Source organism: Caballeronia sp. A2-2 (genome assembly GCF_057612605.2).
Window position 1 is genome coordinate 756,832 of the sequence record NZ_CM173618.1, and the last position, 26,099, is coordinate 782,930.

Here is a 26,099-nt window from a genome sequence, read left to right on the forward strand (position 1 = left end):
CTCAATGAACACTGCGATGAATACGAGCGAACGCGTTCGCATCCACAAAACCGACGTTCTGTCGGACGACTGGTACGTGCTCCGAAAGGTCACGTTCGATTTCCTGCGCCGCGACGGAACATGGCAGCGTCAAAGCCGCGAAACGTACGATCGCGGTAACGGCGCGACCATCCTTCTGCACAATCCGAAGACGGATACCGTGCTGCTCACGCGTCAGTTCCGCATGCCCGCGTTCGTCAACGGGCACGATGGCATGCTGATCGAAGCGCCCGGCGGTTTGCTCGACAACGCCTCGCCGGAAGACCGGATTCGCGCGGAAGTGGAGGAGGAAACGGGCTACCGCGTGCATCACGTCGAGAAGATTTTCGAGGCGTTCATGAGCCCCGGTTCGGTCACCGAGAAGCTCTACTTCTACCTCGGCGAATTCGACGGCTCCATGCGCGTGAACGACGGCGGCGGCGTGGTGGAAGAAGGCGAGGAAATCGAAGTGATGGAAGTGCCGCTCGTCACCGCGCTCGAGATGATCGAACGCGGCGAAATCATGGACGGCAAGACCATCATGCTGTTGCAGCACGTCGCGCTGAAGGCGCTCGGCATCAAGCCAATAAAGACACTGCTTTGACCTGCGCCCACACCTGCACGCCGACTGCAATCTCCAAACGGTCCAGCGAATAACGCGTGACGCGCGCGAGCAGCGGCGAGCCGTCCACATCGAGCCGAACGAGGGATTGCGCGGGGTTCGTATCGTCCGCAATCGCCATGACTTTCGCGGGCAACACGTTGAGCACGCTGCTGAATTCGTGTTCGTAGATGCCGGTCATCAGGCTCACGTCGCGCGCCTTCACGGCCACGCGTAATGTTCTGCCGGTTTCGATCGGCTCATGCACGAATCTGAGCGATGCTCGTCCGCCCGGCAGCATCAGCGAAAGCAGGCCGTAACGGTCGTTGTGTTCGACGACCACGCCTTCGAGCACGCTGGCGGCATCGTCGAAAAAGGCGAGCGGGAGGTCCAGGCGCGCGAGCGTTTCCGCGATCGGGCCGCTGGCGAGTGCGCGGCCGGCTTCGAGCAGGACGAGGTGGTCGGCCAAACGCGCGACTTCCTCGGGCGCGTGGCTCACGTAGAGCACCGGAATGTCCAGTTCGTCGTGCAGACGTTCGAGATAAGGCAGGATTTCGAGCTTGCGTTTTTGATCGAGCGCGGCGAGCGGTTCGTCGAGCAACAGCAAACGCGGACTCGTCAACAGCGCCCGCGCAATGCCCACGCGCTGCCGCTCGCCGCCGGACAACCCCGCTGGCATGCGCTCAAGCAAATGGCCGATGCCGAGCAGTTCCGCCGCCTGCGCAAGATCGACGCGCCGCTCGGCAGCAGCCACGCGATCCAGCCCATAACGCAGATTCTTCGTCACGTTCAGATGCGGGAACAGGCTCGCTTCCTGAAACACGTAGCCGAGCGGGCGCTTGTGCGTCGGCAGGAAAATGCCGCGCGATGTATCCAGCCATGTTTCGCCATTCACCACGAGCCGGCCTTCGCGCGGACGCGTCAGTCCCGCGAGACATCGCAACACCGTGGTCTTGCCCGAACCCGAATGCCCGAACAGCGCGGACACGCCGCGTCCCGGCAAGTTGAGATCGAGATCGAGCGTGAAGCCGCCTTGCTCGACGAGAAACCGCGCTTCGATCGCGCTCTCATCGCCGATATTCGATGCGCTCGATAAGACCGCGTCAGCGCGGGTCATGCGGATGTCGGCCATCGGATGAAAAAGGAATCAGGCGTGCACCGCCGTGCTGCGGCGGCTCGAATACAATATCAGAAGAATGACGAACGAGAATACCACCATGCCGCCCGCCAGCCAGTGCGCCTGCGCGTATTCGAGCGCTTCGACGTGATCGAAAATCTGCACCGACACCACGCGCGTGCGGCCCGGAATATTGCCGCCGATCATCAGCACCACGCCGAATTCGCCGACCGTGTGCGCGAAGCCGAGTATCGCCGCCGTGACGATGCCGGGCCTCGCCAGCGGCAGCGCGACGGTGAAGAACGTGTCCCACGGACCCGCGCGCAGCGTCGCTGCGGCTTCCAGCGGACGCGGCCCGATGGCTTCGAACGCGTTCTGCAAGGGCTGCACGACGAAGGGCATGGAGTAGATCACCGAGCCGACCACCAGCCCCGTGAACGTGAACGGCAACAAGCCAATGCCGAGCGACTGCGTGAGCTTGCCAACCGGGCCGTTCGGCCCCATCAACACGAGCAGATAGAAGCCGATGACGGTCGGTGGCAGCACCAACGGCAACGCCACCACCGCGCCCACGATGCCCTTCATGCGCGATGCAGTCCGCGCCAGCCACCACGCGATCGGCGTGCCGACGAGCAGCAACAGCGCTGTCGCCAGCGACGCCAGTTCCAGCGTCAGCGTGATGGCCTGAAGATCGGCGCTATCGATCGGCATATCGCTTAGAGTTGGTATCCGAACGACTTGATGACTTCAGCCGCCTTCGGACCCTTCAGATAGTCCTCGAATTGCTTGGCAACAGGATTGTCCTTGCCCTTGTTCAGAATCACCGCGTCCTGCTTGATCGGCTCATGCAAATCCGACGGCACGAGCCACGCCGAACCGCCCGTGATCTTGCCATCCTTATAGATCTGCGACAGCGCGACGAAGCCCAGTTCCGCATTGCCGGTCGCGATGAACTGCTGCGTCTGCGAGATGTTCTGGCCTTCGACGACCTTCGGCTTGATCTGATCCGTGAGGCCGAGCTTGTCGAGCGTCTGATACGCGGCAAGCCCGTAAGGTGCGGCCTTAGGATTCGCGATGGCGATATGCGTGAACGCGTTCTTCTTGAGCACCTCGCCCTTGTCGTCCACGTAGCCGTCCTTCGCGGACCACAGCGCGAGCGCGCCGGTGGCGTAGGTAAAGCGGCTGCCGGCCACCGTCATGCCTTCGCTTTCGAGCTTGGCGGGCGTGGAGTCGTCGGCGGCGAGGAACACTTCGAAGGGCGCGCCGTTCTTGATCTGCGCGTAGAACTGGCCGGTCGCGCCGAACGAGGCGACGACCTTGTTGCCGGTGTCTTTCTCGAAGTCGGCGGCGATGGCCTTCACGGGCGCGGTGAAATTGGCCGCGACGGCCACTTGCACTTCACCGGCGAACGACGAGGCTGCGGCCATGCCGAGGGCGACGGCAAGCAAAGCGCGCATGAGACGAATCTTCACGTAGATCTCCTTGGATCGGGTTGATGTTCTGATGGTCGTTGAAGACAGCAAGCACCGTAATATATACGACTATATTGCGCGTGCGCGTGTTGGCTTCGTGACATGATGGGTATGCATTTATTCGGACGCATTGTGAGTGACGCTCAATGGTCAGGATTGACGGTTGCTTCTTTTTTCGCGGACACTCGACAAAAAACTGAGCCACGCTCAAACGCAGGAGATAACCACGCATGGATCTGCAACGACTGAAGCTCGCGATCACCGGCCACATTGCTCGCGTGACGCTCGACCGGCCCGAAGTGCGCAATGCCTTCGACGATGCCACCATCGTCGAACTCACCGCCGCTTTCCGCGCCCTGAACGACGATGCCAGCGTGCGCGTGATCGTGCTCGCGGCGAACGGTCCGGCCTTTTGCGCGGGCGCGGATCTCAACTACATGAAGCGCATGGCGGACTATTCGGAGGCGGAGAATCGCGGCGACGCGCTCGGGCTTGCGACCATGCTCAACACCATTTACACGAGCCTCAAGCCCGTGATCGCAAGCGTTCAGGGCGATGCCTACGCCGGTGGCATGGGCCTCGTCGCCGCGTGCGATATCGCGGTGGCGGCGGAGTCCGCGCAGTTCTGTTTGTCGGAGGCGAAGCTCGGGCTGATGCCCGCGACCATCGCGCCTTACGTCATTCGTGCGATGGGCGCGCGCGCTGCGCATCGCTACTTCGTGACGGGGGAACGGTTCGATGCAGCCGAGGCGTTGCGGCTTGGCTTCGTGCATCAGCTCGCCACGGCGGATCAGTTGGAAGCTACCGTTGAAGGCATCGCGGGCAGCATCGCCGCGAACAGCCCGAATGCGGTGCGCGAGTGCAAGCAGCTTGTCGCGGACTTGGGCGGCAAGGAGATCGACGAGACGCTTATTGCGGAGACGGCGGAGCGGATCGCGCGCATTCGTGCATCCGATGAAGGACGCGAAGGCGTGCGCAGTTTCCTCGAAAAGCGCAAGCCGTCCTGGCTGGGTTGAATGCCATGATTTCGCTGCATCATTGCGTGAGCGCGCGTTCGTTCCGGCCTTTGTGGATGCTGGAAGAACTCGGATTGCCCTATGAACTGAAGATGCTGCCGTTTCCGCCGCGCGTGCTTGCGCGCGAATATCTCGAAGTGAATCCGCTCGGCACCATTCCCGCGTTTCAGGACGATGCGTTGTTCATGACGGAATCGGCGGCCATTTGCCAATATCTGGCCGCGCGTCATTCTCCCGGCGTGCTCGATGTCGCTTCGCACGAAGCCGACTTCGGCCGCTATCTCAACTTCCTGCATTTCGGCGAAGCCACGCTCACGTTTCCGCAAACGCTCGTGCTGCGTTATACGCATCTCGAGCCGCCGGAGCGTCGTCAGCCGCAAGTGGCCGAGGACTATGCGAAGTGGTTCGTCGCGCGCATGCGGCCGCTCGCGCCGCTTCTGGAGCATCAGGATTATCTGTGCGCAGGGCGCTTCACGGCGGCGGATATTTCGGTCGGCTATGCGTTGATGCTCGCGCAGCACATCGGCCTCGATGCGCGTTTCGCGCCATCCGTCGCGCGTTATTGGGCACGGCTTCAGGCGCGTGAGGGTTTCATCCGCGCATTGCGTGCACAAGATGAAGCCGCACGTGCGCAGGGCGTGTCGCCGCTCGCATCGCCGGACATTCGCTGACGGTCGTTTTATTCCCTCCTTCACGTCCCTCCCTCTGCGGGGTCGTGCGCATCGCCGCGATTCTTTAATCTTCACTCATGCGCTGACGTTCAAGGCGCGAGACCACGGGGAAACTTTAAAAGAGGTGCGGCGATGTATCTATTGACCTGGCTACTGACGATGCTGATTGCGTTACTGGCGACGAGCACGATCGTGTTCGCGCTGCCGCAAGGCGCCGCCGATCAACCGGGCGCGGCGGCCGCACCGCAATCGATGATGGTGGTGGAATGGAACCGCATGGGCGAGATGTTCGCGTCCTGCGTGCAGGACCTCGACTGAGCAGTGCACGGGGCGCATTGCGTGGCGAGCGTCATAAGCGGTGCAGAAACAAGACGTTGCGACGCGGCTCACATCGATATCCACAGGCTTGTGAACAAAAACTGTGGATAAGCCGGAGCGGTCTTTTTCCCGCGACGGGGCCACGCGATAACAACAAGTAACTTGTTGCAAACGAAGCCAGCCTGCTTCGTACAAGAACCTCCGGCCATGCGCGGAATCGGCGAGAGGGGAGACCAGCCATAAAGAAGCAACGAGGCCGCCGAGCCTCGATGACGACTCCGACGCTGCCACGTACAGACCGGGGAGACCAGCAAAAAAGCCAAGCGGGGCCAATGAGCCTCGGACAGTAACCCCAACCTTTCGCTCGGGGCCGGGTTGGGAATGTGCAGGACGAATGGTGCAAAACGAAAGGATCGCCGGAATTTTCTCCGCAGTGCGGAGAGAATTCCGGTCCGGTCCGCGGGGTTTCGCTTGCATTCCGATTGCGGTAACGTGGCCGCTGGTTCATTTCGCGCGATGGCTGGCGCCTCGTCATCCTCCCTGCATGTCTGACCTCATACCTGGTTCGCTTGTCGAAGACGTTCGTCGCCTGATCGAGTCTGCGCGTGCGCGGGCCGTGTCGGCGGTGAATGCCGAACTGACCTTGCTCTATTGGCAGATTGGGCGACGCATTCGCATCGACCTGTTGCTGGGTGCGCGAGCCGAATACGGCAAGGAAGTGCTCGCCGGACTCGCGCGGCGGCTTACGACCGAATACGGGCGCGGCTGGAGCGAACAGCAATTGCGCCATTGCGTACGCGCAGCCGAAGTTTTCCCCGACGAGACGATTCTCTCCGCACTGCGGAGAGAATTGAGCTGGACACATCTCAAGACGCTGATCTATATCGATGATGCGTTGAAGCGCGACTTCTACATCGAGCTATCGAGGCTCGAAAATTGGTCGTCGCGGCAATTGCAGGAGCGCATCCAGTCGATGCTGTTCGAACGCAGCGCCTTGGCCCGCAAGCCCGAAGACGCGATCCAGCACGCACTCGCGCAGGTTCGGGAATCGCGCCAACTGACGCCCGAACTCGTGCTCAAAGATCCTTACGTGCTCGATTTCCTCGGCCTGAACGATCGCTATCTGGAGCGCGATCTGGAAGACGCCATCCTTCGGGAAATGGAGCAGTTTCTATTGGAACTGGGCGCGGGCTTCACCTTCGTCGCGCGTCAGAAAAGACTCCTGATCGACGACGACGATTTCTATCTCGATCTGCTGTTCTACAACCGCAAGCTCAAACGTTTAGTCGCGGTCGAACTGAAGCTCGGCGCGTTCAAGGCCGAATACAAAAGTCAGATGGAACTCTATCTGCGCTGGCTGGCCAAGCACGAGCAGGAACCGGACGAGCAGCCGCCGATTGGCATCATTCTGTGCGCGGGGAAGAAGCAGGAGCAGATCGAACTGCTGGAACTGGGCAAGAGCGGCATACACGTGGCCGAATATCTGACCGTGCTGCCGCCGCGCGAGGCGTTGCAGGCGCGGTTGCATCAGTCGATTGAGCGTGCACGTTCGCGTCTGAACGACGCCAAAGACTAGCCCGCACGTAGGCGAAAAAAAAGCCCGCTTCAGAGAGCGGGCTTGAATCCATATCGGTTGAGACATGGAGGAGACAAGAGTTAGTATAAACCCTTAATCCTCCGAGTCAAGCGGAAAATAAAATTCTTTCGACCGACGCGAACGCTACTGCTTGCCGCCGAGGCTGTTGTAATACGCCGCAAGGTTCGCGACATCCGCATCCGACAGCGTTTTTGCCATCATCGACATCATCTCGTTCTGGCGCGCGCCTGACTTAAAGTCGTTGAGCGCCTTCACGAGATATTCCTCCGTCTGTCCTGCGAGATTCGGCGCTTCCGGCAGCTTCGACATCCCATCGATGCCATGACACGCCGCGCACGCCGCCGCCTTGGCGCGTCCGGCCTTGATGTCGCCAGCCGCGAAGGAGGCGTGCATCGCGCCGAGCAGCGACAAGGCCACCGCCACCGTCAGCGCGCCCCTCATTTGGACCCCGTGTAGGAGATGCGGTAGATCGCGCCCGCGTAGTCGTCCGAAACGAGCAGCGAGCCGTCCTGCAGCGTTTGCACGTCAACCGGGCGGCCCATGTATTCGCCGCTCGGCGTGAGCCAGCCTTCCGCGAAGACTTCGGTGGCGCCTGCGGTGCCATCGTCCTTGAGTGGCGTGAACATGATGCGCGCGCCGATCGGCTTGGTGCGGTTCCACGAACCATGCTCCGCATCGAAGATGCCGCCCTGATACTTGTCCGGGAACATCTTGCCGTTATAGAACGACATGCCGAGATCCGCCGCGTGCGCCGCGAACTCGACCTGCGGGAAGGTGAGATTGGCGGGCGGCGTATCGTCCTTGTATTCGACCGTGCGCACATGGCCGCCGCCGTACCACGGGAAGCCGAAGTTCATGCCCGCCTTGTCCGCGTGATTCAGCTCGCCGGGCGGGATATCGTCGCCCATGCCATCGACCTGGTTATCCGTGAACCAGAGCGTCTTGTCCTTCGGATTGAAGTCCAGACCGACCGAATTTCGAATGCCATACGCATAGATTTCGCGGTTCTTGCCATCCTGATCCATGCTGATGATGCCGGCCATGCCCGCTTTCCTGAGTTCGGGCCACTTGTCCTTCGCGGGCACGTTCCACGGCTGACCGAGCGCGATATACAACTTCTTGTCCGGTCCGATCCGGCAATACCGCGCGCCGTGATTGAAGCTCTCGAACTGCGTGGGAATGAGCTTGCCCTGCGGCACGACGACCGCCGCCGCCACGTCCGGTCCGCCTTCGCCGAAGAACTGCGCCGCCGGGAAGCCGAGCACGCGATTCTGTTCGACGATGTACAGCACGCCATCCGGCGAGAAGCACACGCCGTTGGGCACCTTGAAGGTCACCGACGAAGCGAACTGCACGACATCGGTCGCCACGCGCTGATGCGTGCGATCCGTCACCTGCCACACGCGGTTCTTGCGCGTGCCGACGAAGACCACGCCCGTCGATGGTTCGATCGCCATGGCGCGCGCTTCCGGCACGATCGCGTACAGCTCGATCTTGAAGCCCGGCGGCAGCTTGATCTGTTCGAGGTTCTTGCGCAGCGCGTCGGCGGTCTGGCCGCCTTGCGGAATGGTTTCGGCGGGCGTGCTGTTGCCTGTCGTCTTGAAGTTGGACAGCGTGCTGACGTTGTCCTGCGCGGCCTGCGCGGGTTGTGCTGCCTGCACGGTGGGCGTGCACGCGAGCGCGACGGCGAGCGCCATCGGCCAAAGCTTGAGCGTTGCGTTCATCGGGGTGTCTCCGGTTGTTGGCTTCTCTGGCTTCTCTTGCTTCTTAGGGGCACTGGAAAAACACGACTGCAACTTTCGCCGAGGCATGCGGCCTTCAACGAGCAGGGACGCGAACGCCGCGGTTCAAACCCGCTGTTCAAACTATGGGCAAATGAATCTTAGGATACAAAATACGTTTCGATGGCTCCACTAAGCGTTTATCCGTAACGATCCGGCGCGAGGCGGCATCTATTTCCGACCATCGAAGAGGAAGACGTTGGCGCGGTCGGGGCTTTGCACCGCGACCAGCAAGCGCGCGCTGTCCAGCACGGCGGCGCCCGTGACCGTCGCGTTCGGGACGGGGCAGGGCGCGGGGCCGAAGGTCACCGAGACGTCGTACGCGTTCGTGCCCGGATGCGGTGCGACCATCCCTTTGAAAATGCAGCCGGACGATGTCTGTCCCGCCGCGTAGCCATCGGCGGCCAGCGTGATGTGCGTGTCCGTCGCGCCGCCGAGCGACATGCCGCGCCCGTTGTAGAGACCGCCCGCGTTGGCGAGCGTCGGCGCGACATCGAGCATGGGTTGGGCGTTCGCGGTGAAGGCGAGATCGGGGCTGCCGTCCTTGTTGACCACCGCGCCATCGACGGCGGGCGCGTGCGCGAAGTTCGCCATGAACGCGACTGGCGCGGCGGGCGCGGTGCCGATGCGATAGTCGATGCCCGATGAACTGGAGAAGCGTCCGTCGCTCGTTTGCGTGCCGTTGCGCGCGACGGTGACGCCGGAGAGATTCGCTTGTCCCGGAGCGCCGTAGAACAGGTATGCCGTGCCGTCGAAAAGCATGAGCAGCGTGGCGTAGGTCGAGCTGTTTTTGAGCGTGCCGGTGTAGACGCCGCCCGATGGGTTCGTCGTCGTGATGCTGCCGGGCGGCGGTCCGCTCGTGCTGTTAGTCGAGCAGGCGGTGAGTGAAAGAGAAAAGACAGAGACGACAGCGGCGCACAGCGCAGTTATTTTCATTGGAAGATCCGGTCGTGTTCGATGCACGCCGTCGGTCGTCACGTCATCGCGACATCACGAACGGCGCGGGCGGTGAACGTCCTGTATAGGCGTTCGGCGGATGCAGGTCAAGCGTTGGCGCATCCTCATTCGACGCTCACTCTCCCTCTCTACGATGCTCCCATGTCGACGCGATGCTGCGTCGATCGAACGAGTGACATCAAATCGAATGGCTGAGGAGGGAATCATGAACGGGTCCATCATCGCGGTATGTGTGCTGTCGACGGCGTGCACGGTTGGCATGAGCGGGTGCGCTTCAATGAGCAGTTCCGCCGATATCTACGACAGCGCACAGACGCAGCGCGAACAGACGGTGCGCATGGCGACTGTGGAGAGTGTGCGGCGGGTGACGATCGATAGCGATCAGGCGGTGCCGTTTGGTGCGCTGGGTGGTGGTGCGCTGGGGGCGGTGGCGGGGAGTGCGTTTGGCGGCGGGCGTGGGTCGTTGTTGACGGGGATTATTGGTGGGATTGCGGGTGCGGTGGCGGGGAATGAAGTGCAGGGGCGGATGGATCGGCATGACGGGTTGGAGATTACCGTGCGGCTGGCGAATGGGGATTTGCGGGCGATCACGCAGGCGGAGGATGGGGAGATGTTTTATGCGGGGCAGCGGGTGAGGTTGTTGTCGAGTGGGGGGGTGACTCGGGTTACGGGTTAGGGCGGGTGCTTCTGTTTGGGGTGATGTTTTGGAAGAAGGGTTTGGGGTTTTGTCGTGATGGTTTAGGAGGTTATGATCGAGGGGTTGCTCTGCGTATGCGGAGATAGACCCATCTGGACGAGTTCGCCCGCATCCGTCGCATAGGTTCCTCCGCGTATGCGGAGATAGACCCGACAGGAGATGTGCGGCCACCTGCGAGCAGGCAAGTGTTGATCTGAAGCGAGGCGGATTGCCCCGCCATTGCGGTGGGGCGTGGTCAAACACAGGGGCCAACTAACTATTTTTCAAGGTAGCTTGGCAAGCAAGCGGTCGATATACGACGGTGGCAGTCTGATTGCACTCAACGCTTCCGCATTACCATCCTGATATAAGAACCGTGTATTTTCCCAAAGAATTACAGGTGCTTCACCACGATCTACCACAGTTCGTTCGGCCACCAATTGCTTTGTCGTCAGGTCGTACAGCCGAATTGTGTAGTGCCGACCAGAAAGACATAGATGAGCGGTGTACAGGTCATTGGGTGAGCGCTCAACCGTACATCGGGCTTCATTGATAAGGGCTCTCAGCAAGGCTTGATGACGGTAGTTCCATCCGGCACCTGCGAGAAAAATAAGCACGATGGCGGCAACCGAGCGCTTGGTTACCGCTCGCCAACCCCAAGGCAGTGAACAGATGGCTACGACAACCACAACGGTCAAGGCAAAAAGAACCAAATAGAACATGCCCCATGTGCGGGTAAAGTCAGCCATTCCCATTACAGAGCTACCTCCAAAGGGGGATCAAAGCTGATCGTTCGCATGTCCGAGAAAACGACGAAGTCGCCGCCTTGATGGTGCTTTCTCTGCCAGTCTCGAAAGGAACTATTTCGAACCGGATAGTAGACGTTTCCTGCTTTCCGAGCGTTGCCTATGGATACCGCAGAGTCGAACCAATCATCATCGATGGGCACTGAAACCGACGGGATGTTCAATGCGGTGAGGACAGCATCGCTAGGGACGAGGATGACGCCTTTCTTGCTCCAATGTCCAAGATATTGCGACACATCTCCGGCAGCATCAGTGAAGGTATAGTTATCCTTTACATAGATGAACACGCTGTAGATCAACGCTGTCGGTTGGCCGATCTTTCGGATATGGAATTCCCGTGGTGCAGCGTAAAAATTGAATGAGCCTAACGCGCCGGTCAGGTCGTCAGGAAAAGACTCGTCCTTATGGAAAAGTGCTCTCGCCGACTTAAGTTTGTCGATCCACGTTCCTTCCACGGAGCTGAGCTGGAACTGGAAATTTCGGTGCAATTCGAGCATGTTCCCCTTGCTTATCTCACTGGTTAGGCCTGAGAACAAGTACTGAAACGGAGCTATCCGCTTGCGCAAGGCCACGGTTGCACGGGGTGAAGATAAAACTTCCCTTGAACACAGTCTGTTGAAGGCTTCTTTTGCGCGGGCAAACGTGAGTACCCATTTCAAGGTAACGGTAGTGGTATCAAACATACTGGCAGGATACGGTTGCCCATCCTGATTGATGAGATCGCGTTCATCTTGCTCCGTGGGTGAATAATTCAGTCGACCTGCAAACCACCGTTCCATGAGTTTTGCCGATACAGGCATATTGGACAAACGCATGGCGTCGGGAATTTCTTGAATATCGAAGGGTGGTAATCGCTCCTCCTTAATCTCTTTCTCCTTCGAGGGGGCATCGCCGAACTTGCACTCGGGCGGCTCCAAATCATGCGACACGGATACGTCGTAGACTGGATTGCACCCTTCGCGTTGTTTCCAGTCTAGAAAGACATTCGTTTTCCAATACAAAAGTTCGTCTGTTCCAATACGCATGTGTGCGGTCTAATAAGATAAAAGACATAGATAAAAAAACCCGCGCAAGGCGGGCCGAGAGCTCTTACGACAGTGGTACGAAACATCATAGGACGCAGAATGTCTCGGTGCGCATTATCGATAGGGACTGAAGAGAACTGAATACGGAATTTCTTAATGTGTGTCAGCAAGTAGATTGATCAGTAGTCGCTCCGCATGCGCGGAGATGGGTCCATCCTTCGTCGCTGCAACCTAAGAACCGCTGGCTCTTGGCGCGCCCCCTTTTGAATCAGTAGGCTCCGGCCATCGGCAGAAGGAGGTAGGGCAGCAGATCTTCGTAGGACATGACGTTTTCCGTCGGCGAAGAAGCAGGCGCAGGAGCAGCGGCAACTTCATCAACTACCGCCCGCACACCAACCGCGTCGCCCTCAATAAGCGATCCCCCCGCGATATAACTCGGTTCTATTTTCACAATCCCCTCCCGTTTCGTTTGCAGCGTGTGAACGGAAGTCTGATCGCGGAGAATTAGAGATTCGTGAGGACGGAGACCCACCGTGAATTCCCACCCGACGCTCATTATTTTTGGCGCATTCGATCGCCACAATTTCGGCGACATGTTATTCGCGCACATCGCCGAACGGCTTGTTAAGGAGACGCGTCCTGACGTCCGGACCATCGTCGCGGGACTTGTCGCACGCGATCTGCGCGGATGGGGCGGCCACGATGTCAAGGCACTCGCATCGCTTAAAGAGAACGACAATGCCGCGCTGATTCACGCAGGCGGCGAGTTATTGACTTGCACCGCTTGGGATGCCGCCGTAATGCTCCAACGTCCCGACGACGCCCAAGCCTGCATCGCACGTCACGGCGCATGCGTAGAAGACCGCGCCGCCTTCGCATGTGCCACGCTCGGCACCGATGCTCTCGCGCCCTACGTCATCGGAACCGACTCATTTGCGCGTCCCACATCGATTGGATTCAACGCAGTCGGCGGCATCGCGCTGGCATCATGCGACACGAACTTACAAAGAGAAGTCCTGAATAAACTAGGCACCGCAAAAACAGTCAGCGTTCGTGATATGCAAACGCAATCCATCCTTCAAGAAGCAAACATCGAAGCACGCCTATCACCTGATCCCGTAACGATGATCGCCACGCTATTCCACGAGCGCATCCACGATCACGCACAGCGCATCCGGAAAGCCCTCCCGCACGCCTATCTAGTCGTCCAATTCAGCGCCGATTTCGGCGACGACGCAACTCTCGCTCAACTCGCCGCGCAGCTTAAGGCACAAGACAAAAACATCGTCCTATTCCGCGCAGGCGCGGCGCCGTGGCACGACAATCTCGCCGTCTATCGACGCTTCAAAACACTCATCCAACATAAGCAAGTAACAATCTTCGAATCCCTAAATATATGGGACATCTGCGCGCTGATCGCAAGCAGCGGAGGCTATATCGGCAGCAGCCTGCACGGACGCATCGTGGCCACGGCATATGACCTGCCATGCATAAATCTCCCCCATGACAACGGCAAGCAACAAGCCTATACATCCACATGGACAAAGCAAAACGCCGAGACCCAAGCCCAACACGCCCGCGCAGAATTCGAAACCCTCATCGCAGATCTCGACCCATGAAAACGCACGTCGACCTCGCCGCTTCTCATCAAACGCAAGCAGACGCAAACTCCAGATAAGCCTTAACCGCCGCCGCCTTCTCGAACCGCCGATAAACCGTCGCCACTTCCGAAGCCACCGGCCGCCCCGCGATCTCGCGATACACCACGCCCGGCACCGCCACACACTCCGACAGCGAACGCGGCACGACAGCCACGTCGCCGCCGAGCGAAACATGCGCGAGCACCGCCGCCAGCGTCCCCGGCTGCCCGACGATATGCGGCGTGAAGCGTCCGCGCCGCGCGACTTCCATCGTGCCCGACTCCTGTTCCGGCACGACGAACGACTGACCGCGCAGCTTCACCGGCGCGATGACATCCAACGCGGCGAGCGGCGAATCCTCCGGCAGCGCGACGATGAACGCATCCGCATGCACCGTGCGCAGCGCGACGCCATCCGGCATCGGCACCGGCGGACGCACATAAGCAATGTCAACGCGTCCTTCGGCGACCAGCGGCCCCGCCTCGCGCATCACGATTTCGCGAATATCGATCTGCACACGCGGATACTTCTCCCGAAAGCCGCGCACGGTCGCCTGCAACACACCCGAATAAACCGCCGATCCCACATACCCAATCACGATCCGTCCGACCTCGCCACGCTCCGCCATCGCTGCACGCTCGGCGGCGCGCGCGAGATGATCGAGCGCCGTCACCGCCTCGCTCAAATACGCTTCACCCGCCGCCGTCAACGCAACCGAACGCTTCGTCCGATGAAACAGGCGCACGCCGAGCAATCGTTCGGCTTCCTGAATCTGCCGCGTCAACGCGGGCGGCGCGATGCCAAGTTCATCCGCCGCGCGCGAGAAATGCAGATGCCGCGCGACGCTCAAAAAGCAGCGTACATGACGCAATTCCACAGGCATGATCTGTTCACGAATTCGTTAATTATTTTGCGATTCTATGTCAATGACAGGAAACACACGCGTCTTTAACATCGATGCACGGCTCATCATTTTTCCGCGTTCATCGTCATGTCCGAAACCACGCTTTCACCGAAGGCCGCGCGCTTCGTCCTGCTCACCGCGTCCGCCACCTGCGCGCTCATCACGCTCGATACGAACGTCGTCGCGGTGGCGCTGCCGTCCATCGCGCGTGATTTTCATGCCGGTTTCGCCGATGTCGAATGGGTCGTGAGCGCCTACATGGTCGCGTTCGCCGCGTGTCTGCTGCCGGCGGGCGCGCTGGCCGACCGCTTCGGGCGCAAGCGCATGTTGATCGCGGGACTCGCCGTGTTCCTCCTTGCCTCGCTCGGATGCGGCCTTGCGCCATCCGCGTTCGCGCTGAACGTGGCGCGCGCGGCGAAGGGCGTCGGGGCGTCCATGCTGCTCACGTCTGCATTGGCGATCATCGCGAACACCTTTCACGAAGGCGCGGCGCGGGCGCGCGCATGGGCCGTGTGGGGCACCTGCATGGGCGTATCGACGACCATCGCGCCGCTGGTCGGCGGCGTCATCACGCAATGGCTCGGCTGGCGCTGGATCTTTCTGATGAATCTGCCGATCTGCGCGGTGCTGGCATGGTGCGCGTGGCGCGGCATCCGCGAATCGCGCAATCCGCATGCGGGGCCGGTCGATCTCGCGGGCAGCACGTTGTTCGCCGCCGCGCTCGCGCTCGGCATCTGGGCGCTGATCGGCACGCAGGCGCTCGGCTGGACCGACTGGCGCATCCTGTTGCGCTTCGCGGCGTGCGTCGTGCTGCTTGTGATGTTCGTGCGCGTGCAAAGAAGCCGCTCGCATCCGATGATCGACCTCGCGCTGTTCAGGCAACCGCGCTTCGTCGCCGCCGTGCTGGCCATGTTCGGTTACGCCGCTTGCGCGCAGGTGATGATGACCTTCCTCCCGCTCTATCTGCAAAACGCGTTCGGGTTGCCGGCGGTGCGCGCGGGCATCGGCATGTTGCCGTTCGCGGTCGCGATGGTCGCCGGCCCGCATATCGGCGCGACGCTCGGCAGACGCATTCCGTCGATGACGCTGTTGAGCATTGGCCTCGCGACCATCGGCGTGGGTAATTTGCTGACGGCGTGGTTCGCGGGTTGGTCGAGTTACGGGCTGATCGCGGTGGGGATGATCGTGACCGGGCTCGGTGCGGGCGTGCTCAATGGCGATACGCAGAAGGCCATCATGGCGTGTGTGCCGTCGCATCGCACCGGCATGGCTTCGGGTATCAGCACGACGACGCGGTTTACCGCCATTGTCATGTCGGTGGGAGTGTTGGGTGCGGTGCTTGCCATGCGAACGCAAGGTGCGCTTTTGGTTCATGCGAACGCGTTGCCCGAATTACGCCGAACGCTCGATGCAACGTTCCTCTCACGCGTGCTCGCGGGTGATCTGGCGCATGCGGGTAATGGCGCGTTGATCGTGCAGGCGGCGCGTGAGAGTTTTGCCAGCGGGTTCTCTGCATCGTTGATGGTGGCGGGGGTTTGCGCTCTGTCGGTCGCGGGGGTGGTGTGGTTGCTTGCGGGACGAGGGCGTCACTTTGAAGTGGTGACTGCCGATCGGGCGCGCATTAATTGAATTGTAGGCGGGAGCACTTGGCTCTTGTCGTGCAAAGGGCTGCTGTTGTTTGTTGTGTTTATTCAGTAGCCGCCTCCCCGGCGGGGGGGTAACTTTCTTTGCTGCTGCAAAGAAAGTCACCAAAGAAAGCAGCTTTTTACACCATGCACGATGGCTGGAGAGGGTGGTCTGGATTAAGCGATGCAGTGGCCGCAATAGGACGTTCCACGCATAACGAGCCACTTAGGCAACCTAGCGATTGCGCGCTCGAAGAATCAACACTCAGTGGACCGCATTCATTCAATCGGCCATGCGCTGCGCGCGCCGAGAACCTTAGAACGGAATCCCGCAGCCTATAAGCGTCCAGCCACATCACACTTCTCCGAAAGATTGCTATTCGGCCCTACCTTGGTTAGTGCTCCGACTAAAAGGCGACTTGCGTTGGTGTGCGTGCTTTGCCCAGAAGCGCTTACCAAGGTAGGGCTCAATGGGAGAGGTGCGATGCGGCGTGATGCGACTGGGCACTCATACGCTGCGGGATTCCGTTCTTACGTTCTCGGCGCGCGAAGCGCATGGCCGAAACAATGAATGCGGTCCACTAAGACCAAAGGATTTGAGCGCGTAATCGCGAGGTTGCCTAAGCGGCTTGTTACGCGTGGAAAGTCCTATTGCGGCCACTGCATGGTTAATCCAGACCAACACTTTCCAGCCATCGTGCATGGTGTAAAAAGCTGCTTTCTTTGGTGACTTTCTTTGCAGCAGCAAAGAAAGTTACCCCCCCGCCGGGGAGGCGGCTACTGAATAAACCGCACCACCAAGAGAAGCCCCTTGCCCACTACGACCACCCCCTGAATCCACAGACGCAATCCGATTACGCCCATTATCCTTAGCCCGATAAAGCTGCGCATCCGTCAGGTTGATAAACGCCGTCACATCAATGCCTTCATTGGCCACCACCGTCCCCACCCCAAAACTCGCAGTAACCCGCTGATGATGCGGCGAGCGCAAATGCGCAATAGCCTCATCGGCGATCATCGCGCGGCAGCGCTCCGCGATACGCACCGCCGCTTCGCTATCCGTATCCGCCAGCACGAGCACGAACTCCTCGCCGCCGAAGCGCCCGAAAAACGCCTGCGGCCCGGCGGCTTCGGCAAGCACGCGCGCCACGCGCTTCAGACATTCGTCGCCTTGCAAATGGCCGTAATAATCGTTGTAGGCCTTGAAGAAATCGATATCGATCATCACGAGCGAAAGCGGCTGGCCCGAAGCTAAAGCGTGCGCCCATTCGCGCTGCATCACGATATCGAACATGCGGCGATTGCCCACGCCGGTCAGACTGTCGGACAGCGACAGACGTTCGAGTTCCGCCTGCAATTGCGCGAGCTTTTCTTCCGTGCGCTTGCGTTCGCTGATGTCGAACATGAAGCCGATCAGCGATTCCACCTCGCCACGCTCATTGCGCACGATATGCACCACATCGCGCAGCCAGACATACGCGCCGCTCGCCGTGAGCGCGCGATAGTCCGCTTCGTGATCCGTGCCCGCCAGCGACTGCGAGACGCAAAAGTTCACCACGGCCTCGCGATCATCGGGATGCATGCGCGCCGCCCAATCATCGACGGTCTGCCACGAAGATGGCGCGAAACCCAGCAATGTTTCGATCTGCGGACCAATGTAGGCGAAGCGCATGGTCGCCCAATCGATCTTCCAGGGAATCGCCTTGGTCGATTCGAGCAGCGTTCGATAAACGGTGTGATCGTCTTCGCCGAGCGCGTGTTCGGACGGCGCGAGTGTTTCTCCATGGCGCAGGAAAGCGGCTTTCAGCGGGCTGGCTGTAACGTTGGTTTGTCGTTGGCTCATTGTGTCGTCTAAATCTCTGACAAATCGGGCGATGCGTGCAATAACGGCGTATGGTGGAGAATGCTTTAATCGAAGAATGCACGCGTAACGAAAAGTTATTCCGTTTCTTTGGGTGAAAAAAAGGCCCGCTCGTCCCAGCGGGCCAAAAAACGGAGCGAACCGAGAGGGTTCACACTCCTTGCGCTCTAGCATAGAAGAGACCGTACGAAAGCCACGCGTACGTTTCTCGCGCATTTCGTACTTTTAGAATTGTCTCGTGCATTTATTAAACTTATTCGAATAAACCGCTTAAACGTTTCAGTCGAGTTGTCTTAAATTCAATGTGAAAGCCAAAGTAAAGGGATTTATCAACTAAAAGAGCACTACAATCCTCATACCGACGTTTTCGCCACAACACGTCGGACTGCGCCGTCTCACCGTGAAAAACGGGAGGCGGTTTTTTTTCGTGAGTGAAGATCAGGCGGGCCGCGAGACGAGAAAGTGCCACACATCCGTGCGCCGTTCGTCGAAGCCGGCTTCGCAGTAGGCCAGATAAAGCCGCCATGTCCGCACGAAACGCTCGTCGAGACCTTGCGCGCGCACGGTGTCGATATGCGCGTCGAATGCATCGCGCCAATGGCGCAGCGTGCGCGCGTAGTCGGTGCCGAAGGATAGCGTCGGCGTGGCGGAAAGCCCTCCAACACGCGCAGCACGCACGAAGCGTTCGGGACTCGGCAGCATGCCGCCCGGAAACAGATATTCGCGGATGAAATCGCTCGATGCGCGATACGCCGCGAACCGCGCATCGTCGATGGTGATCGACTGGATCAAGGCCTGCGCGCCCGGCGCGAGACACCGCCGCAACGTGCGAAAAAAGAGCGGCCAGAACGGCTCGCCGACCGCCTCGAACATTTCGATGGAGACGATCGCATCGTATTGCCCGCGCAGGTCGCGATAATCGCTCAGTTCGATGCGCGCCAGACCGCTCAACCCTTCACGCTCCATGCGCGCCTTCGCGAAATCATGCTGCGCTTTCGAGATCGTCACGCCACGCACCGCAATGCCAAGCCGCGCCGCATGCCGCGCGAAACCGCCCCAGCCGCAGCCGATTTCCAGCACGCTCATGCCCGCACGCAAGCCCAACGTATCCACAATGCGCTGATACTTCGCCGCCTGCGCCGCTTCGAGCGAGCGCTCGACATCGCCATCGAACAGCGCGCTCGAATAGGTCCACGTGGGATCGAGCCACAAGCCGTAAAACGCATTGCCGATGTCGTAATGCGCGTGGATGTTGCGACGGCTGCCCGCACGCGTGTTCATCCGCAGCCGATGCCGCAGGTTGTGCCAGCACTGCGCAATCGCGCCGCCGGTGATGGTGCGGTTGATGCCCGCTTCGTTGCGCATGGCCAGGCGCAGCACGGCGGCGGGATCGGGCGAATCGAGCCATTGATTGCGATACGCCTCGCCGAAACCGATATCGCCTGCGCGCAGAATCGCGCGGCACGCGCGCCAGTCGTGGATATCGAGGCGCGCGGCGGGTTGCATCAGCGGATCGCCGAAGATGCATTGCGCGCCGTCGGGCGTGACGAGCACGAGATGTCCCACATGGATGCGCCGCAACAGTCCCATGAAGAGACGCGCCGACAGCGGTGCATCGGTTGGCGAGGACAGGAAGCGCAGCAAATTCATGGTCGGGCCTCTTTGTTATTCGCTTCGCCAGGCGGATGTTTGCCGTGAAAGGGCACGCGCTTGAGCCACAGCCGCAGCGCCTGCCAGTGGATGCGCGGCATCACGCTCGTGGCAAGAAACGGCCGCGCCAGCAGCGTGCGCCATGCGAGCGCGCCGTTCATCGGTCGAGCATGCAGACCGATGGCGGTGCGGATCAGCAGGCCATCGCCATCGAGATAATCGATCGAGACGGAAACGTGTTCGCCTGTCGTGCGCACACGGAACACGTAGTCGCCGGTGACATCGCAAAAGGGCGAGACGTGGAGCGTCTTGCGGCACGTGAGTTCGGTCTCGTTCGTGATCGGTCCGCGATCCGGCGCGCACAGCAAATAACCGCGATGCGCGCCGAACGTGTTGCGCACTTCGGCGTAAAACGCGCGCAGGTTGCCCGCGCGGTCGTGGCAGAACCAGAAACTCACCGGATTGAACGCGTAGCCGAACACGCGCGGAATGGTCAGCAAAAGGATTTGGCCATCGGCGGGAAGGTCGGCATCGGCGAGACGCGCGCGTATCCACGGTTCGAGTGCGCTGCCATCGCGCGGGCCGTAATCTCGCCGATGCAGCCCGAACGGCCGCGCCCGGTCGATGCCGAACCACGCGCTTGTCATCTCGTCGAGCCGCGCGATATCGCAGCGCACGTAGCACACCGGATATTCGAAGCGATGCCGCGCCGGACGCAGACGTTCGTGCATCACGCGGCCGGTGAGCAAGTCGAGCGGGCGTGTGTTCATAGGCTCGCCCATTCGGGTCGCACGCCGAAGTCGCTTGCCACGCGCAGCGCCGACTTCAGGCCGTCTTCGTGGAAGCCGTAGCCCGTCCATGCGCCCGCGAACCATGTGCGGCGTGTGCCCTGAAGCGCGGGCAGGCGTCGCTGGGCATCGATGGCATCGAGATCGAGCAAGGGATGTTCGTATGCATAGCGGCCCAGTTCCGTGCCGGGCGCGGGTTCATCGACGGGATTGAGTGTGACGATCACGGGCGTTTGAAACGGCAACGGCTGAAGCTGATTGATGAGATAGCTCACGCAAACAGGCTGTGCCTCGCTGGAACCGGAACGCGTGCGCGCGCCCAGATAGTTCCACGCGGACCACACGAGGCGGCGGCGCGGCAACAAGGTGCGGTCGGTGTGCAGCACGGCGATGTTGTCGCGATAACGCACCGCTGCGAGCAACGCGCGTTCGTCGTCGGATGCGTCATCGAGCAGGCGAAGGCTCGTCGGCGCGTGCGTGGCGACCACGACGGCATCGAAGCGCTCGGGGCCGGCGCGGTCGGTCATCACCGTGACGCCGTGTGCATCGCGGCGGATGCCGCGGATGGGCGTCGAGGTGCGGATATCGGTGAGCGTCGCCGCGATGCGTCGCACATACTCGCGCCCGCCGCCCACTACCGTGCGCCACGGCGGACGCTGATTCACCTGCAACAACGCATGGTTGAGACAGAAGCGCAGAAAGGTCGCAGCGGGAAAATGCAGGATATCGTTGGCCGCGCTGGACCAGATGGCCGCAGCCATCGGCAGCAAATAATTACGCTGAAAGCACGCGCCGTAGCGGTGCTCGACGAGCATTTCCCCAACCGTGCAACGGCTCGTGCTGACTGCTTCCAGATGACGCGGCGCGCTCGCGTTGAAGCGCAAAATATCGCGCAACATGCCCAGAAAGCTCGGCGAAAACATATTGCTTCGTTGCGCGAACACGGTATTCAGATTCGTCCCCGCCCACTCGAAGCGCCCGCCATCCAGCGACACCGAAAACGACATATCCGTGCGATGCGCCTGCACGCCGAGTTCATCGAACAAGGCGATGAGATTCGGATACGTGCGGTCGTTGAACACGAGAAAGCCCGTATCGACCGGATGACGCGTGCCATCCAGTTCGACATCGACGGTATTCGTATGACCGCCGAGACGCGCATCGGCTTCGAACAGCGTCACGTCGTGCTTGCGCGCGAGCAAATAAGCACTCGCCAGACCGGCGATTCCCGCGCCGATCACCGCGATGCGTTGTCGTCTTTCGGGCGACGGTTCTTCCATACGCTAGGGTCTCCTCACGCCGATGCCGCCGGGCGGTTGTCCTTGGGCGCGCGGCGACAAAAAAGCGGTGTCACACTGGACATACGATGGATAAAGACGCGCGGATGCACGCCGAAGCGCTAATCGCGCTGTCCCGGACTCGCAAAGCCGGGCTGCCCGATCTGCTCGGGCGTCTGCGGCACGCGACGGAAGCGCGACGTGTCGTAGCCCATCGCGTCGAGACGCGTGAGCAGCGCGTGATACGTGTCGTCGTTCATGGTCGCTTCGCGCGAGAAAATCCAGCCGAGTTTCTTGTTCGGATAGCCGAGGATTGTGTAGCGATAGTCGGGATCGACATAGAGCGTCATCTGCGTGACATGCACCGGCCAGAACAACTGCACGCTCCATTCACCGCCGCCGCTGCCGGGCTTCACCGTATCGAGAAACTGATGGCGCGATTCCGGCTGATCGAAACCCTTCTTGCGGCCGTAGAACACGTCGTCGATCTTGCCGTCGGGACGCAGCGTCCATTCGGCGCGGCTCGCCACGTAATCGCGCTCCGCGAAGTACGGAATATTGGCGATCACATACCAGCGTCCCATGTAGCGCGGCAAATCCACCGGCACGCTTTTGAGCGGCACATCGGCGCGCGGGTTGGGGTTCGGCGGATCGTTCGAGCAACTTGCAGCCACGGCCACCACGCCCGTCGCGATCAGTGCGATGACGAGAACGCGTTTCATGACATCGCTCCTTGCAACCGTTTTTCAAAAAGATAATGCGCGACGCCCCATTCGCCGCCGCGCGCATAACCGAACAGTTCGGCCACTGCCATGTAGAACATGCGCCAGCGCTGGAACCAGACGGCGGCTTCATCGCCGTAGGTTTCGCGCAGCATCGGCATGACGCGCGCGCGGGCGTGATCGAGCGCGGCGAGCCATTGCGTGGCGGTGCGCGCGTAGTGACGGCCATCGATCCACCATTGCCGCGTCACGCGCAGATCGTCCTGAAAGCGCGGCAGCAGCGCGGCGGAAGGCATGGTGCCGCCGGTGAAGAAATAGCGCGACATCCAGTCGCCGCCATCGCGCGCGGTGAAGTGGTACGCCAGTGTTTCATGCGCAAAAATGTGGACGAACAGCTTGCCGTCGTCATCGAGCCAGCGCGCGAGTTTTTCGAGCAGGAGGCCGTAGTTCTTCATGTGCTCGAACATCTCGATGGACACGATGCGATCGAAGCGCGTACTGTCATCCTCGAAGCCGAAATCGAACGTGGCGATATCGCCCGTCACCACTCGCAAATTGCCGATGCCGCGTTCCGCCATGCGCGCCTCGATGAACGCGCGCTGTCCGTGCGAATTCGACAACGCCACGACCCGCGAATTGGGATGCCGCTCCGCGATCCACAACGCGAACGATCCCCAGCCGCAGCCAAGATCGAGCACGTTCTGACCATCGGCGAGTTGCGCGCGTTCGGCATAGAGCGCGAGCATGGCTTCTTCGCCCTGCGCGAGCGTTTCGCTGCCGTTCGGATAGTAGCCGCACGAATACTTCATGCGCGGGCCGAGATGCGCTTCGAAGAACGCGCCGGGCACCTCGTAATGCTGCGTGTTCGCCGCCTGCGTTTCGATGGCGATGGGACTCGCGCGCAACTCCGTCAGCAGACGCTCGAACGCCTGCATGTGCTGCGCGATGTCATCGGCGTGTTCGTCGCGCAGGCGTTGACGGATCAGCGTGCGCATGCCGGTGCGGATCAGCGCATCGGGCAGCCAGCCGCGTTCGCACGCGTGGATCGCCGCGTTTTCAAGCGATGCGTGCAGGTTCGGCGGCGCGCTCTGTGCAGAGACATTCATCGTGCGGGCTCCTCGGGAGCGTGTTCGTGTTTCGGCGGCCACGGAATCAGCGCGCTCGTGGTGCGCATGTATTCGCGATAACCTTCGCGCGTTTCGCACTGGCGCGCTTCGAGCAGCGGAATGCCGGAGACTTTCAGCAGCAGCCACGCCATCAGCACGGGCGGCGCGAACGTGAGCCACGCCCAAGGCATGCCGATCGCGACCGCCACGTAAGCGACCCAATGCACGCATTCAAAGAAGTAATTCGGATGCCGCGAATACCGCCACAAGCCTTCACGGCACACCTTGCCGTGATGCGCGGGATCGGCGGCGAAATGCTTGAGCTGACGGTCTGCGGTGGCTTCGCCAAGCACGGCGATGAGCCAGATCGCGACGCCCGCGCCAAGCGCAAGCGGATGCGCAGGCTGCTCCGCATACGCAGGCACGAAGAACGCAATCGAAAGCAGCACCGAGATTGCCACCTGCAACTGAAAGAACCAAAACATCTTGCGCGATGCATCCTTGCCCCAGCGTTCGCGAAACGCGTGATAGCGCGGGTCTTCCGGCTTGCCATGATTGCGCATCCAGAGATGCCAGCCGAGGCGTAGACCCCACACCGCGCCCGCCACGCCGACGAACACGCGATTGATCATCGCGCCCGTTCCGCATCCCGCGATGACGAGCGCCACCACGCCGAGCGAAGCCGCCCAGATGGGATCGATCATGCCGGCGTTCTTCGTGCGCAATTGCCACAGCCACACGATGGAAAACACCAGCACGAGTCCGACGATAACAATGGCTAAGGTAACGAAGAAGGGCATGCGCGGCATCCGTGAATAAGGTGCACATCAGCAATACGGATGCCGACTGGCGCGGGATGCAGCGGGTTTCAGGCCATCGCCCGGCGAACGAAAAATGGACGCGCGCGATGGGCGCGGCGCGGCATCGCACAAGATTTTTTAACGAGGTGGTGAAGCGAAGCGCTTGGTGCCGCGAATGAACGAACGCGCCGCCTGCAAAAGAATGCACGCGGCGCGCGTCCAAAGGCTCACGCGTTCAAGTCGAATGCATCGCGCCCGTGGCGATGACCGGACCCGTCGGCTGACCCGTGGGCGACCCACCCGGCGGTTCCACCGACACCGCGAGCACGGCCTGCGCGTTCAACTGCGCCATGATGGCGGGCGGCAGTTGCATGGTCGCGGGCGTGGACGCGGGGAACACGCCGATCGGCACCGGCTTTTGATTCGGCGCGATCAGCCAAAGCTCGGTTGCGCGGTCCGTCTGCACGTTGGCGGATGCCGCGGGAACCACGACCATCCGCGCGTTTTGCACATCGACGGTCGCGGTCCAGTGCGCGAGGCCATCCTTGCGTGCGAGCGTGGCGACCATGTAGCCGTTGGCGGCGGTCGCAACCGTGGGCGCCGGCGGCGGCTGACGCAGCGACGAGAGATTCACGCCCAGCAACACGAGCGCGGCCACGCTCGCGCCGACCGTGAGCCAGCGCCAGAGTCCGAGGCTGTCCCACAGGCTCTTGCGCGCCGGGGCAGGCGTCGTTGCTCGCGTCTGTCCGAAGCCAAGTTCCAGTTGCAAGCGTGCCCATACGCGTGACGGCGGTTCGACCGCGCGCACGTCGAACGCGAGCGGCGCAAGACGCTCTTGCCAGTCGTCTAGCATGCGTTGCAGCGCCGCGTTGCGCGCGATATCGGCCTCGAGCGCGGCGCGTTCCTGCGCGTCGAGCACGCCGAGCGCGTATTCCGCGCAGCGGAGTTCGTCGTCGTTTTCGGCGGGCGTGTTCATTGTTCGAGACAGAGCTTGAGCTGCATCAGACTGCGGCGAATCCAGCTTTTCATGGTGCCGAGCGGCACCGCGAGCCGTTGCGCCAGTTCGCCATACGTCGTGCCGGTGAAGAACGCCTCACGCACCGCGCGGCCTTGCTGCGGGCCGAGTTGTTCGAGGCATCGTTCGAGACGAAGACGCTCCTGCGTCGATTCGGCGGCGGCGGCGGGCGTGGGGGAATCGTCGGCGACTTCGGGCGTGTCGTCGTCGCCGAGCAATTCTTCGCGATGCTGCCGCATCCGGTCGATGGTGCGATTGCGCCCGAGCGTGATGAGCCACGTGATGGCGCTGCCGCGTGCGGGATCGAACGTTTCCGCGCGTCGCCACGCGGTTGCGTAGACCTCCTGCAGGATGTCTTCCGCTTCGCCACGGTCGTGCATCATGCGCAGGATCACGCCGAACACGCGCGACGACGTGGCGCGGTACAGCTCCGCGAACGCCTGCTGATCGCCGCGCGCGACGTTCGCGAGCAGGTCGTTGGCGCGCTCGCGGCGTTCGCGATCGGCGTCGGTAGGGTCGATGTTTCCGGTGCTGCCAGAGTTCGTGTCCGTCATGGGCAGGATGAGTCGAGCTGTGCTCGGGCATGGATCACCGCCGCAATATATCACCGTGCGCCGCCATTGCTCTATGGCGACCGGCCCTAAGGTCACGAGAAA

At 61.2% G+C, this 26,099-nt stretch carries 27 protein-coding genes; 8 read left to right on the top strand and 19 right to left on the bottom strand.

Annotated elements, in window-relative coordinates; translation table 11 throughout:
- Window positions 1-16: 16 nt before the first annotated feature.
- Entirely contained in the window at window positions 17-622 is a 606-nt protein-coding gene (locus ACZCWR_RS27025; protein WP_487306161.1) for an NUDIX domain-containing protein, read from the top strand.
- Here the strand turns inward: ACZCWR_RS27025 and modC are convergent.
- Genes modC through modA form a run of 3 tightly spaced genes read right to left on the bottom strand, consistent with a single transcriptional unit; the run spans window position 597 to window position 3,208 of the window.
- The gene (gene modC, locus ACZCWR_RS27030; RefSeq protein WP_487306085.1) at window positions 597-1,736 is read right to left on the bottom strand and encodes a molybdenum ABC transporter ATP-binding protein; all 1,140 of its coding nucleotides are present in this window, start codon (window positions 1,734-1,736) and stop codon (window positions 597-599) included. The two genes, ACZCWR_RS27025 and modC, sit on opposite strands and share 26 nt — an antisense overlap.
- A gap of 30 nt (window positions 1,737-1,766) precedes the next feature.
- Window positions 1,767-2,447 carry a molybdate ABC transporter permease subunit gene (modB, locus tag ACZCWR_RS27035; protein WP_487306086.1) on the bottom strand — a complete coding sequence of 227 codons (681 nt, stop codon included), beginning with the start codon at window positions 2,445-2,447 and terminating at the stop codon, window positions 1,767-1,769.
- Between the two features lie 5 nt (window positions 2,448-2,452).
- A complete protein-coding gene (gene modA, locus ACZCWR_RS27040; protein WP_488876527.1) occupies window positions 2,453-3,208 on the bottom strand; it encodes a molybdate ABC transporter substrate-binding protein in 756 nt (251 codons plus the stop codon).
- Between the two features lie 230 nt (window positions 3,209-3,438).
- Here modA and ACZCWR_RS27045 point away from each other — a divergent pair, with 230 nt between their 5' ends.
- The 4 genes from ACZCWR_RS27045 (at window position 3,439) to ACZCWR_RS27060 (ending at window position 6,789) form a co-directional block, all read left to right on the top strand.
- Window positions 3,439-4,224 (top strand): enoyl-CoA hydratase/isomerase family protein, encoded by a 786-nt coding sequence (locus ACZCWR_RS27045; RefSeq protein WP_487306087.1) that lies wholly within the window; start codon window positions 3,439-3,441, stop codon window positions 4,222-4,224.
- A gap of 5 nt (window positions 4,225-4,229) precedes the next feature.
- Window positions 4,230-4,895 carry a glutathione S-transferase family protein gene (locus ACZCWR_RS27050; protein ID WP_487306088.1) on the top strand — a complete coding sequence of 222 codons (666 nt, stop codon included), beginning with the start codon at window positions 4,230-4,232 and terminating at the stop codon, window positions 4,893-4,895.
- A 132-nt stretch (window positions 4,896-5,027) separates the two neighbouring features.
- Window positions 5,028-5,213, top strand: a complete 186-nt coding sequence (locus ACZCWR_RS27055; RefSeq protein WP_487306089.1) for a hypothetical protein — start codon at window positions 5,028-5,030, stop codon at window positions 5,211-5,213.
- Between the two features lie 544 nt (window positions 5,214-5,757).
- Window positions 5,758-6,789: a PDDEXK nuclease domain-containing protein gene (locus tag ACZCWR_RS27060; RefSeq protein WP_487306090.1), complete on the top strand. Its 1,032-nt coding sequence runs from the start codon at window positions 5,758-5,760 to the stop codon at window positions 6,787-6,789.
- 144 nt (window positions 6,790-6,933) lie between these two features.
- On the opposite strand, the gene ACZCWR_RS27065 is transcribed toward ACZCWR_RS27060, so the two are convergent.
- The 3 genes from ACZCWR_RS27065 to ACZCWR_RS27075 all read right to left on the bottom strand — a co-directional run bounded on the left by ACZCWR_RS27065 (window position 6,934) and on the right by ACZCWR_RS27075 (window position 9,527).
- The gene (locus ACZCWR_RS27065) at window positions 6,934-7,251 is read right to left on the bottom strand and encodes a c-type cytochrome (RefSeq protein WP_487306091.1); all 318 of its coding nucleotides are present in this window, start codon (window positions 7,249-7,251) and stop codon (window positions 6,934-6,936) included.
- Window positions 7,248-8,534 (bottom strand): PQQ-dependent sugar dehydrogenase, encoded by a 1,287-nt coding sequence (locus ACZCWR_RS27070; protein ID WP_487306092.1) that lies wholly within the window; start codon window positions 8,532-8,534, stop codon window positions 7,248-7,250. Before ACZCWR_RS27070 ends, ACZCWR_RS27065 begins: the two co-directional genes overlap by 4 nt.
- A gap of 228 nt (window positions 8,535-8,762) precedes the next feature.
- Window positions 8,763-9,527 (bottom strand): hypothetical protein, encoded by a 765-nt coding sequence (locus tag ACZCWR_RS27075; RefSeq protein ID WP_487306093.1) that lies wholly within the window; start codon window positions 9,525-9,527, stop codon window positions 8,763-8,765.
- Between the two features lie 226 nt (window positions 9,528-9,753).
- Between ACZCWR_RS27075 and ACZCWR_RS27080 the strand changes: the two genes are divergently transcribed.
- Window positions 9,754-10,224: an outer membrane lipoprotein gene (locus ACZCWR_RS27080; RefSeq protein ID WP_487306094.1), complete on the top strand. Its 471-nt coding sequence runs from the start codon at window positions 9,754-9,756 to the stop codon at window positions 10,222-10,224.
- A gap of 284 nt (window positions 10,225-10,508) precedes the next feature.
- On the opposite strand, the gene ACZCWR_RS27085 is transcribed toward ACZCWR_RS27080, so the two are convergent.
- From ACZCWR_RS27085 to ACZCWR_RS27095, 3 genes are all read right to left on the bottom strand, one after another.
- Window positions 10,509-10,979 (bottom strand): hypothetical protein, encoded by a 471-nt coding sequence (locus tag ACZCWR_RS27085; protein WP_487306095.1) that lies wholly within the window; start codon window positions 10,977-10,979, stop codon window positions 10,509-10,511.
- Window positions 10,979-12,055 carry a DUF6402 family protein gene (locus tag ACZCWR_RS27090; protein WP_487306096.1) on the bottom strand — a complete coding sequence of 359 codons (1,077 nt, stop codon included), beginning with the start codon at window positions 12,053-12,055 and terminating at the stop codon, window positions 10,979-10,981. The genes ACZCWR_RS27085 and ACZCWR_RS27090 overlap by 1 nt, the downstream gene beginning before the upstream one ends.
- 268 nt (window positions 12,056-12,323) lie before the next feature.
- Window positions 12,324-12,506 carry a hypothetical protein gene (locus tag ACZCWR_RS27095; protein WP_487306097.1) on the bottom strand — a complete coding sequence of 61 codons (183 nt, stop codon included), beginning with the start codon at window positions 12,504-12,506 and terminating at the stop codon, window positions 12,324-12,326.
- Window positions 12,507-12,588: 82 nt separating this feature from the next.
- Here ACZCWR_RS27095 and ACZCWR_RS27100 point away from each other — a divergent pair, with 82 nt between their 5' ends.
- Entirely contained in the window at window positions 12,589-13,674 is a 1,086-nt protein-coding gene (locus ACZCWR_RS27100; protein WP_487306098.1) for a polysaccharide pyruvyl transferase family protein, read from the top strand.
- Window positions 13,675-13,702: 28 nt separating this feature from the next.
- Here ACZCWR_RS27100 and ACZCWR_RS27105 read toward each other — a convergent pair whose 3' ends face one another.
- Window positions 13,703-14,578, bottom strand: coding sequence for a LysR family transcriptional regulator (locus tag ACZCWR_RS27105; protein WP_487306099.1), 876 nt, complete (start codon window positions 14,576-14,578; stop codon window positions 13,703-13,705).
- A 108-nt stretch (window positions 14,579-14,686) separates the two neighbouring features.
- Here ACZCWR_RS27105 and ACZCWR_RS27110 point away from each other — a divergent pair, with 108 nt between their 5' ends.
- Window positions 14,687-16,228, top strand: a complete 1,542-nt coding sequence (locus tag ACZCWR_RS27110) for an MFS transporter (protein WP_487306100.1) — start codon at window positions 14,687-14,689, stop codon at window positions 16,226-16,228.
- A 750-nt stretch (window positions 16,229-16,978) separates the two neighbouring features.
- On the opposite strand, the gene ACZCWR_RS27115 is transcribed toward ACZCWR_RS27110, so the two are convergent.
- The 9 genes from ACZCWR_RS27115 to ACZCWR_RS27155 all read right to left on the bottom strand — a co-directional run bounded on the left by ACZCWR_RS27115 (window position 16,979) and on the right by ACZCWR_RS27155 (window position 25,997).
- Window positions 16,979-18,067 carry a GGDEF domain-containing protein gene (locus tag ACZCWR_RS27115; protein ID WP_487306101.1) on the bottom strand — a complete coding sequence of 363 codons (1,089 nt, stop codon included), beginning with the start codon at window positions 18,065-18,067 and terminating at the stop codon, window positions 16,979-16,981.
- 456 nt (window positions 18,068-18,523) lie between these two features.
- Window positions 18,524-19,735: a class I SAM-dependent methyltransferase gene (locus tag ACZCWR_RS27120; RefSeq protein WP_487306102.1), complete on the bottom strand. Its 1,212-nt coding sequence runs from the start codon at window positions 19,733-19,735 to the stop codon at window positions 18,524-18,526.
- A complete protein-coding gene (locus ACZCWR_RS27125; RefSeq protein ID WP_487306103.1) occupies window positions 19,732-20,505 on the bottom strand; it encodes a DUF1365 domain-containing protein in 774 nt (257 codons plus the stop codon). Before ACZCWR_RS27125 ends, ACZCWR_RS27120 begins: the two co-directional genes overlap by 4 nt.
- Window positions 20,502-21,803, bottom strand: a complete 1,302-nt coding sequence (locus tag ACZCWR_RS27130) for an NAD(P)/FAD-dependent oxidoreductase (RefSeq protein ID WP_487306104.1) — start codon at window positions 21,801-21,803, stop codon at window positions 20,502-20,504. The genes ACZCWR_RS27125 and ACZCWR_RS27130 overlap by 4 nt, the downstream gene beginning before the upstream one ends.
- A 119-nt stretch (window positions 21,804-21,922) precedes the next feature.
- The gene (locus tag ACZCWR_RS27135) at window positions 21,923-22,522 is read right to left on the bottom strand and encodes a lipocalin family protein (protein WP_487306105.1); all 600 of its coding nucleotides are present in this window, start codon (window positions 22,520-22,522) and stop codon (window positions 21,923-21,925) included.
- Window positions 22,519-23,628 (bottom strand): SAM-dependent methyltransferase, encoded by a 1,110-nt coding sequence (locus tag ACZCWR_RS27140; protein ID WP_487306106.1) that lies wholly within the window; start codon window positions 23,626-23,628, stop codon window positions 22,519-22,521. Before ACZCWR_RS27140 ends, ACZCWR_RS27135 begins: the two co-directional genes overlap by 4 nt.
- Entirely contained in the window at window positions 23,625-24,428 is an 804-nt protein-coding gene (locus ACZCWR_RS27145) for a DUF1295 domain-containing protein (protein ID WP_487306107.1), read from the bottom strand. The genes ACZCWR_RS27140 and ACZCWR_RS27145 overlap by 4 nt, the downstream gene beginning before the upstream one ends.
- A gap of 235 nt (window positions 24,429-24,663) precedes the next feature.
- Window positions 24,664-25,404 carry an anti-sigma factor gene (locus tag ACZCWR_RS27150; RefSeq protein WP_487306108.1) on the bottom strand — a complete coding sequence of 247 codons (741 nt, stop codon included), beginning with the start codon at window positions 25,402-25,404 and terminating at the stop codon, window positions 24,664-24,666.
- Window positions 25,401-25,997, bottom strand: a complete 597-nt coding sequence (locus tag ACZCWR_RS27155) for a sigma-70 family RNA polymerase sigma factor (protein ID WP_487306109.1) — start codon at window positions 25,995-25,997, stop codon at window positions 25,401-25,403. Before ACZCWR_RS27155 ends, ACZCWR_RS27150 begins: the two co-directional genes overlap by 4 nt.
- Between the last annotated feature and the right edge of the window lie 102 nt (window positions 25,998-26,099).